The following is a 17137-nucleotide window of genomic DNA, read 5'->3' on the forward strand; positions in this document are numbered from 1 at the left end:
CGGGCCACTAAAATTAGGTTACTTAACGGTAGTTAGCATCCTTGGGGAGTGAACGTCTTGGCGGGTTCGACCGATTTCGACCTGTACCGTCCGGCCGAGGAGCACGACATGCTCCGCGAGACGATCCGTTCGCTCGCCGAGGCGAAGATCGCCCCGTTCGCCGCCGCGGTCGACGAGGAGGCGCGCTTCCCGCAGGAGGCGCTCGACGCACTGGTCGCCTCCGACCTGCACGCGGTCCACGTTCCGGAGGAGTACGGCGGCGCGGGCGCCGACGCGCTCGCCACCGTGATCGTGATCGAGGAGGTGGCCCGCGTCTGCGCCTCCTCCTCCCTGATCCCGGCCGTGAACAAGCTGGGCTCGCTTCCGGTGATCCTCTCCGGCTCCGAGGCTCTGAAGAAGAAGTACCTCGGTCCGCTCGCCAAGGGCGACGCGATGTTCTCGTACGCCCTCTCCGAGCCCGACGCCGGTTCCGACGCGGCCGGCATGAAGACCAAGGCCGTCCGCGACGGTGACTTCTGGGTCCTCAACGGGGTCAAGCGCTGGATCACCAACGCGGGGGTGTCCGAGTACTACACGGTCATGGCCGTGACCGACCCGGAGAAGCGCTCGAAGGGCATCTCGGCGTTCGTCGTGGAGAAGTCCGACGAGGGCGTCTCCTTCGGTGCCCCGGAGAAGAAGCTCGGCATCAAGGGCTCCCCGACGCGCGAGATCTACTTCGACAACGTCCGCATCCCCGCCGACCGCATGATCGGCGAGGAGGGCACTGGCTTCGCCACGGCGATGAAGACCCTGGACCACACCCGCATCACGATCGCGGCCCAGGCCCTCGGCATCGCTCAGGGCGCCCTGGACTACGCCAAGGGTTACGTCCAGGAGCGCAAGCAGTTCGGCAAGCCGATCGGCGACTTCCAGGGCGTCCAGTTCATGCTCGCCGACATGGCCATGAAGCTGGAGGCGGCCCGCCAGCTCACCTACGCGGCGGCGGCCAGGTCCGAGCGCCTCGACGGCGACCTGACCTTCTTCGGCGCCGCGGCCAAGTGCTTCGCCTCCGACGTCGCGATGGAGGTCACCACGGACGCGGTCCAGCTGCTCGGCGGCTACGGCTACACCCGTGACTACCCTGTCGAGCGCATGATGCGTGACGCCAAGATCACTCAGATTTACGAGGGCACGAATCAAGTTCAGCGCATCGTCATGGCGAGGAACCTTCCCTAGCAGGTTTTTGCGGGTCAGAAGCTGTTTCGAAGGCTCCGAGGGACACCCTTGGCTTTCTGCCCGCTGCGGCCCGTCCAGGGCCGTTCCTGGGCGTCATGCCGGGGGAATCCTGGGCAGATGCCGGGCTGAGAACAGCCACTGACCTGCACAAACAACACAGCCCCCGGCGTGACGCCGGGGGCTGTTGGCGGATGCGGATCAGGCGACTTCTGACGCCTCCGTGGGGTCGTCAGCGCCGGCCGCTTCCGGCCGCCGTGCCGCGCTCAGCTGCCCTTGACGGTGACCTTCTCGTCGTTCTTCAGCTGCTCCACGAGCTGCTTGACCTTGTCCTTGTCCCAGACCAGGTTGCCGTTCACGCTCTGCCCGGAGAGCGGGATGTTCATCGACGTACCCTCGCCGCCCGTGACGCCCTTCATCGCGAAGAACATGTTGCCGAGCGACCAGAGCGACATGTCCTTGTCGACGATCAGCGTGTCCAGGCCGGCGCCCATCGTCGGGTAGAGCTTGAACGGGTTGAGGATCGTGGACGGGGTCGCCGTCTGGGAGGCCAGGGCCGCCAGGAACTTCTGCTGGTTCTTCGTGCGGTCCAGGTCGCTGCCCGCGAAGGCGTAGCGGGTGCGGACGAAGGCGAGGGACTGCTCGCCGTTCAGCGTCTGCTTGCCGGCCTGGAAGTCGGCACCGGACTTCTTGTCCTTGAATGCCTTGGGGATGTCCAGCTCGACGCCGCCGATCGCGTCCACGATCTTGGCGAAGCCGCCGAAGCCGATCTCGACGTAGTGGTCGATGCGCAGCCCGGTGTTGAACTCGACCGTGCGGACCAGCAGCTCGGGGCCGTCCTCCGCGTACGCGGCGTTCAGCTTCACCTGGCGGCCCGTGCCCTTGAAGGTCTTGCCGGACTCCGAACCGATGAAGGTGGGGATCTCGACGTTCGAGTCGCGGGGCAGGGAGATCAGCGTCGGGCCGTTGGAGCCGTCGTGCAGGATCATCATCGAGTCGGTGCGCTTGCCCTCGGCGGAGCCCGTGTGCAGCTTCTTCTTGTCCTCGGCCGTCATGCCCTCGCGGCTGTCGGAGCCGACGATGAGGTAGTTCGTGCCGTCGCCCTCGGAGGGGCGGTCGATGACCTTGGAGAGGTCCACATCACGCTTGAGCTTGCCGTCGGCCCAGAAGTACGTGCCGATGGAGACGGCGAGCACCACCACGACCAGCGTCAGGGCGCCGACCTTGAGGCGTCGGCCCCAGTTGGGCGCCGGGCGGGGCTGGACGTATCCGCTGTCGCCGCCACGGCCGCCCCCGTGACCGCCGCCGCGCTGTCCGCCGCCGTAGACCTGGCCCGTGTTGTAACCGCTGTCGTAGCCGGCTCCGTCGTCGTATCCCTGTCCAGGCTGCGGGGGGATGCGCGGCGGGGCCTGCGGCGGCGTGGGGCGTCGCCGGACGTGCGGCATGGCACGGGCGCTCTCGGGCTGGGGGCTGGCACTGCCCCGCCCGTAGCGCTCGCCGGGTCCGCCGTTCCGTCCTTCGGGCCAATCGCTCATGCGGACCAGTGTGCCGTCTCGGCCTGTGGCTCTTACAGGGTGTACGGGAGATCGGGTCACGGCTGTTGCGAAGCTGATGCAAAGCAACCCGGTGCAAGCCCCCGCATAAGGTGGACGGCATGACAGATCAGCCCCAGCCGCCGGAGGGCGATGTTCCGGTCAAGCCGACCTCGGCTTCCCGGACCACCCTCAGCCACATCATGACCAGCCACGACACCAACCTCCTGGGTACCGTGCACGGCGGCGTGATCATGAAACTCGTCGACGACGCGGCGGGAGCGGTCGCCGGCCGGCACTCCGGCGGTCCGGCCGTGACGGCGTCGATGGACGAGATGGTCTTCCTGGAACCGGTCCGCGTCGGTGACCTTGTTCACGTCCGGGCCCAGGTGAACTGGACGGGCCGCTCCTCGATGGAGGTCGGCGTCCGGGTCATGGCCGAGCGGTGGAACGAGTCCACCCCCGCCCAGCAGGTCGGCAGCGCGTACCTCGTGTTCGCGGCGGTCGACGAGGAGGGCAAGCCGCGCCGCGTGCCGGAGGTCGTCCCGGAGACGGAGCGCGACAAGCGGCGCTACCAGGAGGCGCAGATCCGCCGTACGCACCGCCTCGCCCGGCGCCGCGCGATCAAGGAGCTGCGCGAGCGGCGGGCCGCGGAAGGCATCGACGACTAGGGCATCTCGTCCGGAAAGCCCCGTGGCCTCTCGGTGGCGGGGCTGACACCGAGGCGCTCCGCCAGGCGGGCGGCCGGCTGCCGGAGCGGGCGCCGGCCGGTCCGGTGCCGCCGCGGGCCGGGACTGCCCGGCCCGCGGGCGTCACGGGCAGACCACCTGGTCCCCGGTGACCGTGCCGAACTCGCCGCGCTGCGAGTTCTCGGCCTTGACCCGTTGCACTTTCTTGAAGTCGGAGCCCGCGACGACCTTCATCGTGCCGCCCTGCCCCTTCACCGCCAGGAGCTCACAGCCGGGCAGCGCCGCGGCCAGGGACTTCGCCGACCTGTCCCAGCGCGGGTCGTACCTGACCACCGTCCGGGTCAGATCGCTCGGCCCGCCGTTCAGCGGAGCGCGGGTGGTGTCGAAGCCGGTGGCGCGCAGGGCCGCGTCGACGTCCTGGCCGAGACCGTCCTTCGGGGTCCCGTTGTAGACCTGGACCCGGATCTGCTGCGGGGCCACGTCGACGAGCTTCGCCTTGGGCTCCTTCGGCAGGTGCGGGGCGAGCGGCCGGTCCTCGCGCAGGGCCTGGAACAGCTTCTTCGACTTCTTCACGTCCCACTTCACCGTGGCGCCGATGCCCTCGACCTGGTACCCCTCCTCCTCCAGCGGCACGGAGGCGAATTCGGAGGAGGCCGGAGTGAAACCGCGCATGGCCTTGCCGAGCTCCAGCATCTGCTCCGTACCGAAGCCCTTGTCGGCGCGTACGGATTCCAGCATCGTCGCCGTGACCTGCTGGAACTTCACCGGGTTCATCAGCACGCCGCTGCTGGTCGTCTGCTTGATCAGCGCGGCCATGAACCTCTGCTGGCGCTGCATCCGGCCCAGGTCGGCGGCTCCGTCGAGATGCCTGGAGCGCACGTACTGCAGGGACTGCCCGCCGTCCAGCTTGTGGGTTCCGGGCGCCAGGTCCAGGCCGGTGTACGCGTCCTTGAGCGGCTTCGCGGTACAGATCTCGACCCCGCCGAGGGTGTCGACCGTCTTCATGAAGCTGGTGAAGTCGATCTCCAGATAGTGGTCGATCTTGATGCTCGTCATCTGTTCCACGGTCCGCACCGTGAGCTGGGGCCCGCCCTCGGCGTAGGCGGCGTTCAGCTTCACCGGGTGGGGGGAGTGCTCCTTGCCGGTGGTGGCGTCCGTGTGTCCCGGGAGCTCGGCGTAGCTGTCGCGCGGCAGGCTGATGACGCTGGCCCGCTGTTTGTCGGCCGAGAGGTGGACGAGCATCAGGGTGTCGGTGCAGTGGCAGGGGGCGCCGCCCAGTCTGTACTTCTTCTTCTCCGCCTTGGTGATCCTGTCGCGGCCGTCGGTGCCGACGAGCAGGAGATTCATCCCGTGGCCGCCTTGCGGCCGGTTCTTCATGTCCTTGAACGGATCGACCCGGTCGATGCCGGTCTCCAGGCCGCTCACGACGGCATGGCCGATCCCGCCCGCGCCGAGCACCAGCACGGACAGCCCGGTGGCGACCCGCATACCCCACCGGGGCGGCGTCTTCCGTCCGCCGGCCCGGTTCCGCCGCGCGGTGCGGCCTCCGGACTGCCGGGGAGTCCTGCGCTGCGGGGGAGCGGTGCGGGGGTGCGGTGGACGGGGCGATCGGGGCGGCGTGGGCACGAGGGACACCTCCGCGGTGCGAGTGGGACTTTCGCACGGTAGGCCCATACGATCTGTGGACCGGGAGGAGACCCGGCGGCGCGCGCCGCTGTCCCTCGTTCGCGGTAACGTGGCGGCCGAATCACGCCGCCTCCTGGGGTGCGGAAACCCCCGGACCCCCGGCACCCCCGAGGACCCCCGAGGACCACATGTCTGCCGCGCAGTACCCCGCCGTCTCCGTGATCATGCCGGTGCTCAACGAGGAACGCCATCTCAGGAACTCGGTCCGGCACATCCTGGAGCAGGAGTACGCCGGCGAGATGGAGATCGTGATCGCCCTCGGCCCCTCGGACGACCGTACGGACGAGATCGCGGCCGAGCTGGTCCGGGAGGACTCCCGGGTCCACACCGTCCCCAACCCGACCGGCCGCACCCCCGCCGCGCTCAACGCCGCGATCAAGGCCTCCCGTCACCCGATCGTGGTACGGGTGGACGGCCACGGCATGCTCTCGCCCAACTACATCGCGACGGCGGTGCGGCTGCTGGAGGAGACCGGCGCGCAGAACGTCGGCGGCATCATGAACGCCGAGGGCGAGAACGCCTGGGAGGACGCCGTCGCCGCCGCGATGACGTCGAAGATCGGTGTCGGCAACGCGGCCTTCCACACAGGCGGCGAGGCAGGGCCGGCCGAGACCGTGTTCCTGGGGGTCTTCCGCCGCGAGGCCCTGGAGCGGGCGGACGGCTACAACGTGGAGTTCATCCGCGCCCAGGACTGGGAGCTGAACTTCCGCATCCGGGAGGCGGGCGGCCTGATCTGGTTCTCACCCGAGCTGAAGGTCCAGTACCGCCCGCGGCCCAGCGTGCGCGCGCTCGCCAAGCAGTACAAGGACTACGGCCGCTGGCGCCACGTCGTGGCCCGCTACCACTCCGGCTCGATCAACCTGCGCTACCTCGCCCCGCCGACCGCCGTCTGCGCCATAGCCGCGGGCATCGTCGTCGGCGCCGCCGTCACCCCGTGGGCCTTCGTCGTGCCGGCCGGATACGTCGCGGCCATCGTCGCCGGGTCGCTCCCCGCCGGGAAGGGCCTGCCGCTGAAGGCCAGGGTCCAGATCCCGGTGGCCCTGGCCACCATGCACATGTCCTGGGGATACGGCTTCCTGACCAGCCCCCGCTCGCTCGCGAAGAAGGTCATCGCCAGCCGTCGCCCGGCCATCCAGGAGCAGACGGCCTGACGGCCCCCCACACAAGCGGAAGAAGGGCCCCGCCGGCGACGGCGGGGCCCTTCTCACACGTGGGTCACCAGGTGAAGGACGGGTTGACGTGCATGCACGCCTTCTCGTTCGCACCGTTGAGCGGGTTCGCGGAGGTCGGTGTCTTCTCCTCGGCGTCCTTGGCCGGGTAGGCCCCGTCCTCGCGCCAGTCCGCTCCCACGGCCAGCACGATGCCCGAGGCGTCCGTCGACTTCTTCACCTGGGAGACCGGGATGCCGAGCGCCTTGGCGACCGCCTGCGCATCGCCCTCCATGTCCGCGCTGGGGTAGAGGATGCCGGTCCTGGCGGCGCCCTCGACGTTCTGCGAGTCGACGGCGGCCCGGGTGAAGCCGGCCTCCGTGAGCAGATCCTTGACCGTGTTCGCCCGGCCCCGGGCCGGGCCCAGGGTATCGGTGCCGGTCGCGTTGCGCACGGTGACGGCGATCTCCGCGGCGGGTGCCGCGGTGTCCTTGGTGACGGGCGTCTTGCGCTTGGAGGCCTTGCCGTCCAGCGGGATGTCCTCACGGATCATCCGGAACACCTGCTCGGCCTCCTCGGCCTTCGGGTAGACCCGGCCCGCGTATTCGCCCGTGCCGTAGACGTTCGGCATGGTCGTCATCGTGATGCGGTCGGTCGGGGCCTTCTTGAGCTCCTCGGCCAGGTCGTACAGCTTCTTGACGGTGTCGAGGCCCTTGTCGACCGTCAGCGCGCTGGTGGCGGCCTCGGCGAGGTTCATCAGCTTCCCGGGGTCGGTGAGCTTGGTGCCCTTGCGCAGCTCACGGACCATCGAGTTCAGGTACTGGTGCTGGGCCTTGGTCCGGCCGAGGTCCGTGTTGTCCTCGAAGCCGTAGCGCGTACGCAGCCACTGGAGGGCCTGCTTGCCCTTGACGGAGGTGGTGCCCTCCTCCAGCTTCAGCCCCGAACCCTTGCCGTCGCTGGTGTGCGAGTAGACGTTCGCGTCGACACAGACCGGGACGCCGCCGACCGCGTCGGCCATGGAGACCACGCCCGCGAAGTCGATCATCATGAAGTGGTCGATGGTGATGCCGGTGAGCTCGTACCAGGTGGCCACCGTGCACCCCGGACCGCCGCGGCCCAGGCTCTCGTTGGTCTGGACGTCGAGCGTGCTGGCCTCGTACACCTTGCCGGAGTCGGGGTCGGTGCACTTGGGCATCTTCAGCATGGTGTCGCGCGGCATGCTGACCACGGAGATGTTGGTGCGGTCCGCGGAGAGGTGGAGCAGCATCTGCACGTCGGCGAGCGGCGTGCCGCCGAAGGTCTCCTTGGCGCCGCCCAGCTTCTGGTTGGCCTTGGAGTCGCGGGCGTCGGAGCCGATGAGCAGGATGTTCAGCGGGGTCTGACCGGCGGCGTTGGCCTTGTGATCGGCCATGTCCTTGTCGCCGAGGGTCAGATCCTCCTTCTTGATGTTGCCGTTGAGGTGCTTGTAGTAGACGTAACCGGCGCCGCCGGTGCCGAGTATCAGCACGGCGAGGACGACGGCCACCCAGCGCAGTACCCGCCGCTTACCGCCTTTCGCGGCCCGCCGCGTACGGCGGTTCGGCCCTCCCCGGCCCTGCCCGCTCTCCTCGGGCACGGACCGCTCCCGCCGGCCGTGCCCGCCACGCCCCACCCGGCCGCCCGCGTCGCCCACGCCGTCGCCGTCGTGCCGGCCGCGCGGCCGAGTCCCCTCCCCGCGTGTGCTGCTCCGTCCCACCAGGACCCCCCTACTGCTCAGAATTCTGTTGTGGCGCGGCGACGGTCGTCACTTCGCGCGTACCGCCTTGTCGGCGTCTGCCTTCCGGATGTCTTCCGGCGCCTTCCCCGCGCCCGTGACGGGCGCCCCTGCGCCCTGGAGGTCCGCCCCCGCGTTCGGCCCCGTCGCGCGAAGCCCGTCGGTGCCGGCTGCCCCCGGGGTCGGCACCATCGCCTGGAGTGCCTCGGCGCCGTCCGCTCCCCGCCGCGGCGCGACGGCCGGCAGGCCCCTGATGTCCGCGAGGGCGCGGCCCTCGGCCGCGCGCGTGCCGGGATTCGTGACCTGGGCCGATGCGGGGGCCCGATGTGACGAAAGGGCCCGGTGACTCTGTTCCGGAGTTGTCCGGTCGCAATTCGTGAGTACCGGTCCGCGGGTCGAGCACCCACTGGTCGGCGGGGTCTGTTTCCTCCGCCCGCCCACGACGGTGCGCGTCCACGGTTGCCGGGTCCTCCGTCGGTGCCACGCGAGGCGTTTCCCCCGGCGCGGCGCTCGATTCCTCACTCCGGCCGTGTGCGGTCTGGTCGCCGCCTGCACCGGATCGCGTCACACTATCCGCCCGATTCACCCACCGGGGGCGCGCGTGACACATTCCACGCTCCTTACAACCGGGCATTCCGCCTATTCCGCGCCGATTGCCACTCCTGCTTGGGAATTGTTTTACGGGCCGCACGGATCCTCGGCCGCATTCGACCCCGAATAGGTGGGAGCGGGCGTGGGGCTCGCGCCCGTATCACCGGGCTTTTGACCGGACGAGTCCTTCTCGGAGCTGTGATCCGCCTGTGAATCCCCGGAATTCATTTCGTCGGGGGGAACCACCGCCACGGGTGCGTCCTTGCGCAGCGCCGTGAACAGCTGGTCCGCGGCCGGCTGCACGAGCTCGTCCCGGTTCGCGTCGGCGCGGTAGGACTGCCGGGGCACGGTCAGGAACTGCACCTTGTCGGTCGGGACGTTCCGCATCCCGCGCACCAGGTCGTACAGATCCCTCAAGGAGTCGAGGCCGGGGTCCGTGGTGAGCGACTTCGTCGCCGCGTCCAGCACCGGGTAGAGCCGCGTCGGGTTCAGCAGGACGCCGTTGCTCTGCATCTTGTTGACGAGGGCCCCCAGGAACTTCTGCTGGCGGTCCATGCGCTCGGTGTCACTGCCGTTGCCGATCGACTTGCGGGCCCGTACGTACCCGAGAGCCTCCTCGCCGTCCAGCTTCTGACGGCCCGCCGGGAGCTTGAGGTGAGCGTCGGCGTCGTCGACAGGCTTCTTGAGGCAGACCTCGACGCCGTCCACGGCGTCCACCATGTCCTTGAAGCCGCTGAAGTCGATGACCATGTGGTGGTCGACGCGAATGCCCGTCATCTTCTCCACCGTGCGGATCGTGCAGGCCGTGCCGCCGAGCTCGAAGGCCCAGTTGAACTGGGCGAACTGCTCCTTGGTGGCCTTGCCCTTCGCCGTGTGGCAGGCGGGGATCGCGGTCATCAGGTCACGCGGGATCGAGACCGCCGTGGCGCTCCTGCGGTCGGCCGCGAGGTGGAGCAGGATCGTGGTGTCCGAACGCTGGCTGCCGCCGTCGTCCCGTCCGTAGGCGCTGTTGTCCCCGGACCGGGTGTCGGAGCCGATGAGCAGGATGTTCTGCGCGTCCCGTGCGATCGGCAGCGGTCGGTCCTTCTCGTAGGCCTTGAGTTCGGCGGCGGCGCTCGTGTCGGTCGTGATGTTCCCGTCGAGCTTCTTGTACAGCCACCAGCCGGCCCCGGCGGCGATCAGCACGAGGAAGGACGCGGCGAGGGCGGTCCAGCGGAGCCAGTGACGTCTGTGCTCCCCCGGGGCCCGCTCGGGCCGCGCGCCCCAGGTACCGTCTCCGGCCTCTCCGGCCTCTCCGGTGGTTCGGGCGGCGGTGGGGGACGCGTCGTCCTGCGGAGCGGCGCCCGCGGTCTCCCGGGCCCCTTCCGTCCGCCCGTCCCCGGCCGAGCTGTCCGCGTTGTCCGGGCGGTCCGGGTCGGCCGGGGTGCCGGGGCTGTCGCTCACGTCTGCGTCCATCCTCACGTTCGGCGGCGCGATGGGCCGCCGGTCGCAGAAGTAGACGGCTGAACCTCACGCTTGGTTGTGCATCCGGGTGGCGTTCTCGTCGGTGCCCCCGTACCGCCCGATCATGTACCGCCGCCGGTGCTCAGTCCCGGGGGCTCGGCCCGCCATGGGCCGGACGAGTGGCCCTCAGGGCGCTTGTCATACCGCGGTGCCGGTGATGCGCTCGCTCTCGACGCGCTTGGCCAGCGCCTGTGCGTCCAGCTGGTCCAGATGGCGGCACAGGACCACGGAGCCGCCCGCGGCGAGCGGCGCGAGGAGTCCCGTGGACAGCCCCTCCCACGTGTCCCAGGCGAGCCCGGCCAGCAGCCTGGACCCCGGGCCGAGCCCCAGCGCCGCCGCGTCCTCGCGGGCCCGAGCGACCACCTGGTCCGCCGTCAGTCCGGTGCCCTCCACGGCCAGCGCGGGCGCCGCCGGGTCCACCGGGGCGTACGGAGCGAAGCGGTCACCCTGGCCCGGCACCTCCACCGCGTAGTCCGCGAACCCCTCGGGCGGTTGCGGGAAGCGGCCTCCCATCGGACGCAGCGCCAGCGCCACACGCTCACCGCGGCACGCGCGGGCGCGGTCGAGGCTGTCGGGGCCGCTGACCACCAGGTCGGCCGATGCCGGATCGCCCTGCACGTCCGCGACGACACCCACCGACGAGCAGGCGAGCAGCCAGACGGCCGACTGCCAATGGGCCGGAAGCAGCAGGGCGAGCCGGTCGCCCGGCTCGGCGGCCAGGTCGCCCTGGAGAAGGTTGGCGGTCTTCGCCACCCAATTGGCGAAGGTGGCCACCGACAGTTCGACGCGCTCTCCGGTTGCGTCGTCGTAGAAGGTGACGAGGGGGCGGGCCGGGTCCGCGGCGAGCGCGGATCGCAGCAGGTCGGCGGGGGTGCGATCACTGGCGTTCATCCGCGCAAGGGTACGCGGGGGCCGCGCGCCCGACAGGACATGACGGGTGTTCGATACACCGGTTCGGCAGACGGTGTGTCAGCTTGACCCGCGGGTACTCCAGTCGCCGCTGTGCCGGACTGCGTCAAGGATTTCCGTCATGCGAGCACTTCTTGCGACTTCCATCGGCGTCACCTGCGCGACGGCACTCACCCTTCCGCTCGCCGCGCCCGCCCCCGCCACTGCCCCCACGGCCCCGGTCGCCCAGGCGTCCGCGGTGTCCCCCGCCGAGCCCGTCGAGCCCGTCGGATCGACCCAGTCCCTGCCCTTGCGGGCCCTCACCGGCACCGCGCCGAGGGCCACCGGCGAACCCGCCGAGTCCTCGAACCCCGCCACCGCACAAGGGCTGCTCCGTCGCGACGCGCACCGCTTCTCCCTCGTCGGCGTGGTCTGGGACGACGCCGACGCCGAACTCCACGGCACCGTCCAGGTCCGCACCCGTGCGACCGGCACCGGCCGCTGGTCCGGCTGGCAGTCCCTGGAGACCCACAACACCGACCACGCCGCCGACTCCGGCAGCGCGGAGCGCGAATCGGGCAAGGTGCGAGGCTCCACCGCCCCGCTCTGGGTCGGCGATTCGGACGGGGTCGACGTACGCGTACGGTCCGAAAGCGCCGCACCCAGGCACACCGCCGGTGCCCGAGCACTCCCCGCCGGACTGCGGGTGGAGCTCGTCGACCCGGGCGAGGACCCGGAGCAGCCGGGCACCGAAGGTGCCCCGGCCACGGGCAGCCCTACCGCCGTCACCGCCGTCGCCCCGTCGGCGGGAGCCACCCCGGCCGTCCAGCCGGGCGCGCTGCCCGAGATCGCGGGCCTCACCCTGGCCGCTGCCGAGAGCTCCGCCGTCAACGCCGACCTCGCGCCGCTGGGCGCCACCGAGATCTCCGCCCTGAGCAAGGCCGAGTCGGAGGAACAGGCGGTCGTCGGGGCGGGCGCCAAGCCGTTCGTGGGACCCCGCCCGCGCATCGTCACGCGCAAGGGCTGGGGCGCCGACGAGAGTCTGCGCGAGCGCGCCTTCGCGTACACCTCGACCGTCAAGGCCGCCTTCGTCCACCACAGCGCCACCGGCAACAACTACACCTGCGCCCAGGCGCCCTCGGTCCTGCGCAGTATCTACCGCTACCACGTCAAGAGCAGCGGCTGGCGCGACTTCGGCTACAACTTCGCCGTCGACAAGTGCGGAAACATCTACGAAGGGCGCGCCGGAGGCGTGTCGAAGGCGGTTCTCGGGGCCCACACGCTCGGTTTCAACACCAACAGCATGGGCATCGCGGTCCTCGGGACGTACAGCTCGAAGAATCCGCCCGCCGCCGCGGTCACCGCCATCGCCAAGCTGACGGCCTGGAAGCTCGGACTGTTCGGGCGCAACCCCAAGGGCAAGGTCACGCTCGTCTCCGGAGGCAGCGGCAAGTACAAGAAGGGCGCGAAGGCCAAACTCAACGTCATCTCAGGGCACCGCGACGGATTCGCAACCGAATGCCCTGGAATCCGTCTCTACAAGAAGCTCGGCACGGCCCGGACGAGTTCGGCCAAGCTGCAGGGCCGCTGACCGGGAGGTCCCGAACGGTCTGCATACACTGGCCAGCCGATACGAGGCCCGGCCCCAGCAGGAAGCAGAGACGGTGCTGTGACAGAGGCAAGAGAAGCGATCCTCCTGGTCGGTGGCAAGGGCACCCGGCTGCGTCCGCTCACGGTGCACACCCCGAAGCCGATGGTCCCGGCCGCGGGGGTGCCGTTCCTCACGCACCAGCTGGCGCGTGCCAGGGCGGCCGGGGTGGAGCACATCGTGCTCGCGACGTCCTACCTGGCGGAGGTGTTCGAACCGTACTTCGGTGACGGTTCCTCGCTCGGCCTCTCCATCGAGTACGTCACCGAGCGCGAGCCGCTCGGCACCGGCGGGGCCATCCGGAACGTGGCGTCGCGCCTGGCCTCGGCACCGGACGAACCGGTCATCGTGTTCAACGGGGACATCCTCACCGGTCTCGACATCCGGGCCCTGGTCGCGGCGCACGCCACGTCCGGGGCGGATGTCTCCCTGCACCTCACGAGGGTGGAGGACCCGCGGGCCTTCGGTCTCGTGCCGACGGACGCCACGGGCAGGGTGACGGCCTTCCTGGAGAAGCCGCAGACCCCCGAGGAGATAGTCACCGACCAGATCAACGCGGGGGCGTACGTCTTCCGCAGGTCGGTCATCGACACGATCCCAGCGGGCCGGCCGGTCTCCGTCGAGCGCGAGACCTTCCCCGGGCTCCTGGAGTCCGGGGCCCACCTCCAGGGCATGGTCGACTCGACGTACTGGCTGGACCTCGGCACCCCCCAGGCGTTCGTACGCGGCTCCGCCGACCTGGTCCTGGGCCGCGCGCCCTCCCCGGCGGTCCCCGGCCGCTGCGGCGACCGGCTCGTCCTGCCCACCGCCTCCGTGGCCGCCGACGCCAAGCTCACCGGCGGCACGGTCGTCGGCGAGGGGGCGCTGATCGGCGAGGGCGCGAGGATCACGGGATCCACCGTGCTGGCCGGCGCCGTCGTCGAGCCGGGCGCGGTGATCACCGACTCACTGGTCGGAGCGGGCGCCCGGATCGGCAGCCGTACGGTCCTCACGGGCGCGGTGATCGGTGACGGCGCCCACGTCGGAGCCGACAACGAACTGCGTGACGGAATCCGGATCTGGTGCGGCGCGAGCCTGCCCGACGCCTCGGTCCGCTTCTCGTCCGACCAGTGAAGGGTCCTCGTCGGCCTTACCCTCGACAGGTACCCCCGACGAGCTAGGACCCCTCCCGTGGCAGGACGCTTCGTACCCCGCACCACCGCCGTGCCGCGACAGCAGACGGCGGTCGCGGTCGCGGACGCGTCCGCTCCGCCATCGACCCGGACCTGGACACCGCCCGGGCCGCTCGACCTCCGGCTGGTCCTGAGCCCGCTGCGGCGCGGCCCGGCCGACCCCTGCTTCCGGGCCCTGCGCGACGGGACCTTCTGGCGGGCGACCCGCACCCCGGCGGGTCCCGGCACCCTGCGCGTCTCCGCGGCCCCCGACGGCCGGGTCTCGGCGGCGGCCTGGGGCCCCGGCGCGCAGTGGCTGCTGGACGGCCTGCCCGCGCTCCTCGGCGCCGGCGACGAGCCGGAGGCCTTCCGCCCGCGCCACCGGCTGGTCGCCGAGACCCAGCGCCGGCGGCCCGGTCTGCGCCTGCTGCGCACCGGGCTGGTCATGGAGTCGCTGATCCCGTCGATCCTGGAACAGAAGGTCACCACCGACGAGGCCTACCGCGCCTGGCGGCTGCTCGTCCGCACCTACGGCACCCCGGCCCCCGGCCCCGCCGACGCGGCCTTCGGGGCGTACGGCCTCCACGTCATGCCGGACGCGAGGACCTGGTCGCTGATCCCCTCCTGGGAGTGGCACCGCGCCGGCGTCGACGCCAAGCGCTCCGCCACGGTCCTGCGCGCGGTCCGGGTGGCCCGGCGCATGGAGGAGGCGGCCGCGATGGAGCTGCCCGAGGCGATGGCCAGGCTCCAGATCATTCCGGGCATCGGGCCCTGGACCGCGGCGGAGACCCTCCAGCGCTCCAACGGCGCGGCGGACGCGGTCTCGGTCGGCGACTACCACCTGCCGGGCATCGTCGGCCACGCGCTCGCGGGCAACCGCGACGCCGGCGACGAGGAGATGCTCACGCTGCTCGAACCGTACGAGGGCCAGCGCCACCGGGCGACCCGCCTGATCCTGCTCTCGGGCCACACCCCGGCGCGCCGGGCCCCCCGTATGACGCCGGGCGACATCGCACGGCTGTGACCTTCCGCCTCACCGCACCGCGATGAACGCCTCCGCGTCACGCGGGGCCCGGGCGGGCGGAGTCCCCTTCGGGTGCCCCACGGCCACCGCGCCCAATGGATCCCAGGAGTCCGGCAGGCCGAGCACCTCGCGCACCACGGACCGGCAGAACATCGTCGAGGACACCCACGCGGAGCCGAGCCGCTCGCCCGCGAGCGCCACCAGGAAGTTCTGCACACCCGCACCGGCCGCGACCACGAACATCTCGCGCTCCGCCGTGTCCCTGCGCTCGTCCCCGTAGGAGTGCGAGCCGTCCATCACCAGGCACGGCACGGCCAGGTACGGCGCGTCGCGCAGGACGTCGCCCCGCCGCACCCGCTTGGCGATCGACTCCTCGCTGCGCCCGTCCCGGCGCAGATCCGCGATCCACGCGTCACGCATGGCGTCGAGCAGCCGGGTCCGCGCCTGCGCCGACTCCAGCAGGACGAACCGCCAGGGTGTCGTGTGGTGCGGGGCCGGGGCGGTCACGGCCGCGGCCACGGCCCGCCGCACGGCACCCGGATCGACCGGCTCGTCCGTGAACTCCCGCACCGTGCGCCGGAGACCGAGCGCCTCCCGCACCGCCTCGGACGTGCCGAGCCGGAACATGTCGTCGGCCGCGCCCCGCACCATGGCCCGGGCGCCCTGGTCGTCGTACGCCTCACCGGACGACGCGGGACCCGCCGCCACCACGTGGGGAAGGCCGCGCACCACCGCGACCGGCAGTCCTGCCGCCTTGCCCTTCACCAGGTCACCGGCCGATGCCAGCTCGTCGGCCGTGGCCACGACCGTGGCGCTCAGCGGATTGCCGTACCCGTCGGTGCCGCCCCTCAGGTCGTCCAGCACCCTGACCCCCGACGCTCCGATCGCCACGTCGGTCAGACCGTTGCGCCAAGGGCGGCCGAAGGTGTCCGTGACGACGACCCCGACCTCCACACCGAGCGCGTCCCGCAGGCCGTCCCTGATGGTCCGGGCCGAGGCGTCCGGGTCCTCGGGCAGCAGCAGCACGGTCCCGGCCGGGGTGTTGGACGCGTCCACGCCGGCCGCGGCCATGACGAGCCCCTGCCGGTTCTCCACGATCCTGAGCGTCCCGCGCCGGGCGACCACCCTGACCGTCTCCGCGTCGATCGCGGCCTCCCGGTCGGCGGCCTCGACGATCCTGCCCTCCGCCTTGGAGACGATCTTCGAGGTGACCAGCAGGACATCGCCGTCCACGAGGCCGGGCTCCGTGGCGGCGATCAGCTTCGCGAGGTCGTCGCCCGCCCGGACCTCGGGCATCCCGGGCAGGGCCCACACCCGGTACGAGGGTGCCTCGCCGCTGGTGCCCGTGCTCATGCCCGTACCTCCTCTGCCAGCGCCAGGGCCTGCCGGGCCATCTCGGCGGTGGCGTCCACGTCCGTCATCATCAGCGGAACGGCGCGGCAGCGGATCCCCGCCGCCTCCACCTCGTCGACCGCTCCGGCGTCCACGGTGTCGACCAGCCAGCCGTCGAGCAGACCCGAACCGTAGTGACGGGCGACGGCCGAGGCGGTCGACTCCACGCCCACCGCGGCCAGGACCTTGTCGGCCATGCCCCGCACGGGCGCGTCGCCGACGATGGGGGAGAGCCCGACCACGGGGACACCCGCGTCGGCGATCGCCTCCCGGATGCCGGGCACGGCGAGGATGGTGCCCACCGACACCACGGGGTTCGACGGCGGGAAGAGGACGACGTCGGCCTCGGCGATGGCCTCCAGGACTCCGGGGGCGGGCTTGGCCTGTTCCGCGCCGACCGGCACGACGGCCTGTGCCGCCACCGAGGCGCGCATCTTCACCCAGTACTCCTGGAAGTGGACGGCCTTGCTCTCGCCGTCGACATCGACGGCCACGTGCGTCTCGACGCGGTCGTCGGACATCGGGATCAGCCGGACCCCGGGCTTCCAACGCGCGCAGAGCGCTTCCGTGACCGCGCTCAGCGGGTAGCCGGCGCCGAGCATCTGCGTCCGGACGATGTGGGTGGCGAAGTCACGGTCGCCGAGGCCGAACCACTCCGGCCCCACGCCGTACCGCGCCAGCTCCTCCTTGACCCGGAAGCTCTCGTCCTTGCGTCCCCAGCCCTGCTCCTCGTCGATGCCACCGCCGAGGGTGTACATCACGGTGTCCAGGTCGGGGCAGACCTTCAGCCCGAACAGATGGATGTCGTCACCGGTGTTGCCGATCACCGTGATGTCCGCGTCAGGAGCGGCCTGTTTGAGGCCACGCAGGAAACGAGCACCACCGATACCGCCGGCCAGAACCACAATGCGCATGCACAA

Annotated in this window: 13 protein-coding genes; 6 read left to right on the forward strand and 7 right to left on the reverse strand. The window is 71.2% G+C overall.

What is annotated here, in order from left to right; genetic code table 11:
- Window positions 1–57: 57 nt before the first annotated feature.
- On the forward strand, window positions 58–1215 hold the full coding sequence (locus ABZY45_RS22920; protein ID WP_145809368.1) for an acyl-CoA dehydrogenase: 1158 nt from the start codon (window positions 58–60) through the stop codon (window positions 1213–1215).
- 263 nt (window positions 1216–1478) lie between these two features.
- Here ABZY45_RS22920 and ABZY45_RS22925 read toward each other — a convergent pair whose 3' ends face one another.
- Entirely contained in the window at window positions 1479–2747 is a 1269-nt protein-coding gene (locus ABZY45_RS22925; protein ID WP_356742479.1) for an LCP family protein, read from the reverse strand.
- Window positions 2748–2866: 119 nt separating this feature from the next.
- On the opposite strand from ABZY45_RS22925, the gene ABZY45_RS22930 reads away from it, so the two are divergent.
- Entirely contained in the window at window positions 2867–3415 is a 549-nt protein-coding gene (locus ABZY45_RS22930; protein ID WP_356742481.1) for an acyl-CoA thioesterase, read from the forward strand.
- Window positions 3416–3556: 141 nt separating this feature from the next.
- Here the strand turns inward: ABZY45_RS22930 and ABZY45_RS22935 are convergent, their stop codons facing one another.
- Window positions 3557–4921, reverse strand: a complete 1365-nt coding sequence (locus tag ABZY45_RS22935; RefSeq protein ID WP_356742483.1) for an LCP family protein — start codon at window positions 4919–4921, stop codon at window positions 3557–3559.
- 326 nt (window positions 4922–5247) lie between these two features.
- Between ABZY45_RS22935 and ABZY45_RS22940 the strand changes: the two genes are divergently transcribed.
- On the forward strand, window positions 5248–6270 hold the full coding sequence (locus ABZY45_RS22940) for a glycosyltransferase family 2 protein (RefSeq protein WP_356742485.1): 1023 nt from the start codon (window positions 5248–5250) through the stop codon (window positions 6268–6270).
- A 64-nt stretch (window positions 6271–6334) separates the two neighbouring features.
- Here the strand turns inward: ABZY45_RS22940 and ABZY45_RS22945 are convergent, their stop codons facing one another.
- From ABZY45_RS22945 to ABZY45_RS22955, 3 genes are all read right to left on the reverse strand, one after another.
- Window positions 6335–8002, reverse strand: a complete 1668-nt coding sequence (locus tag ABZY45_RS22945) for an LCP family protein (protein WP_356742487.1) — start codon at window positions 8000–8002, stop codon at window positions 6335–6337.
- 696 nt (window positions 8003–8698) lie between these two features.
- Window positions 8699–10066, reverse strand: coding sequence for an LCP family protein (locus ABZY45_RS22950; protein WP_356742488.1), 1368 nt, complete (start codon window positions 10064–10066; stop codon window positions 8699–8701).
- Between the two features lie 186 nt (window positions 10067–10252).
- Window positions 10253–11005, reverse strand: coding sequence for a TIGR03089 family protein (locus ABZY45_RS22955; protein ID WP_356742490.1), 753 nt, complete (start codon window positions 11003–11005; stop codon window positions 10253–10255).
- 139 nt (window positions 11006–11144) lie between these two features.
- Here ABZY45_RS22955 and ABZY45_RS22960 point away from each other — a divergent pair, with 139 nt between their 5' ends.
- The 3 genes from ABZY45_RS22960 to ABZY45_RS22970 all read left to right on the forward strand — a co-directional run bounded on the left by ABZY45_RS22960 (window position 11145) and on the right by ABZY45_RS22970 (window position 14825).
- Window positions 11145–12593 carry an N-acetylmuramoyl-L-alanine amidase gene (locus tag ABZY45_RS22960; RefSeq protein ID WP_356742491.1) on the forward strand — a complete coding sequence of 483 codons (1449 nt, stop codon included), beginning with the start codon at window positions 11145–11147 and terminating at the stop codon, window positions 12591–12593.
- Window positions 12594–12671: 78 nt separating this feature from the next.
- Window positions 12672–13763: an NDP-sugar synthase gene (locus ABZY45_RS22965; RefSeq protein ID WP_356742492.1), complete on the forward strand. Its 1092-nt coding sequence runs from the start codon at window positions 12672–12674 to the stop codon at window positions 13761–13763.
- Between the two features lie 90 nt (window positions 13764–13853).
- Window positions 13854–14825: a DNA-3-methyladenine glycosylase 2 family protein gene (locus ABZY45_RS22970; protein ID WP_356742532.1), complete on the forward strand. Its 972-nt coding sequence runs from the start codon at window positions 13854–13856 to the stop codon at window positions 14823–14825.
- Between the two features lie 9 nt (window positions 14826–14834).
- Here ABZY45_RS22970 and ABZY45_RS22975 read toward each other — a convergent pair whose 3' ends face one another.
- Both ABZY45_RS22975 and cofD read right to left on the reverse strand, forming a co-directional pair.
- The gene (locus ABZY45_RS22975; RefSeq protein ID WP_356742493.1) at window positions 14835–16178 is read right to left on the reverse strand and encodes a coenzyme F420-0:L-glutamate ligase; all 1344 of its coding nucleotides are present in this window, start codon (window positions 16176–16178) and stop codon (window positions 14835–14837) included.
- On the reverse strand, window positions 16175–17131 hold the full coding sequence (gene cofD / locus ABZY45_RS22980; RefSeq protein ID WP_356742495.1) for a 2-phospho-L-lactate transferase: 957 nt from the start codon (window positions 17129–17131) through the stop codon (window positions 16175–16177). Before cofD ends, ABZY45_RS22975 begins: the two co-directional genes overlap by 4 nt.
- Window positions 17132–17137 lie beyond the last annotated feature (6 nt).

Source organism: Streptomyces sp. NPDC006516 (genome assembly GCF_040611875.1).
Taxonomy (GTDB): domain Bacteria; phylum Actinomycetota; class Actinomycetes; order Streptomycetales; family Streptomycetaceae; genus Streptomyces.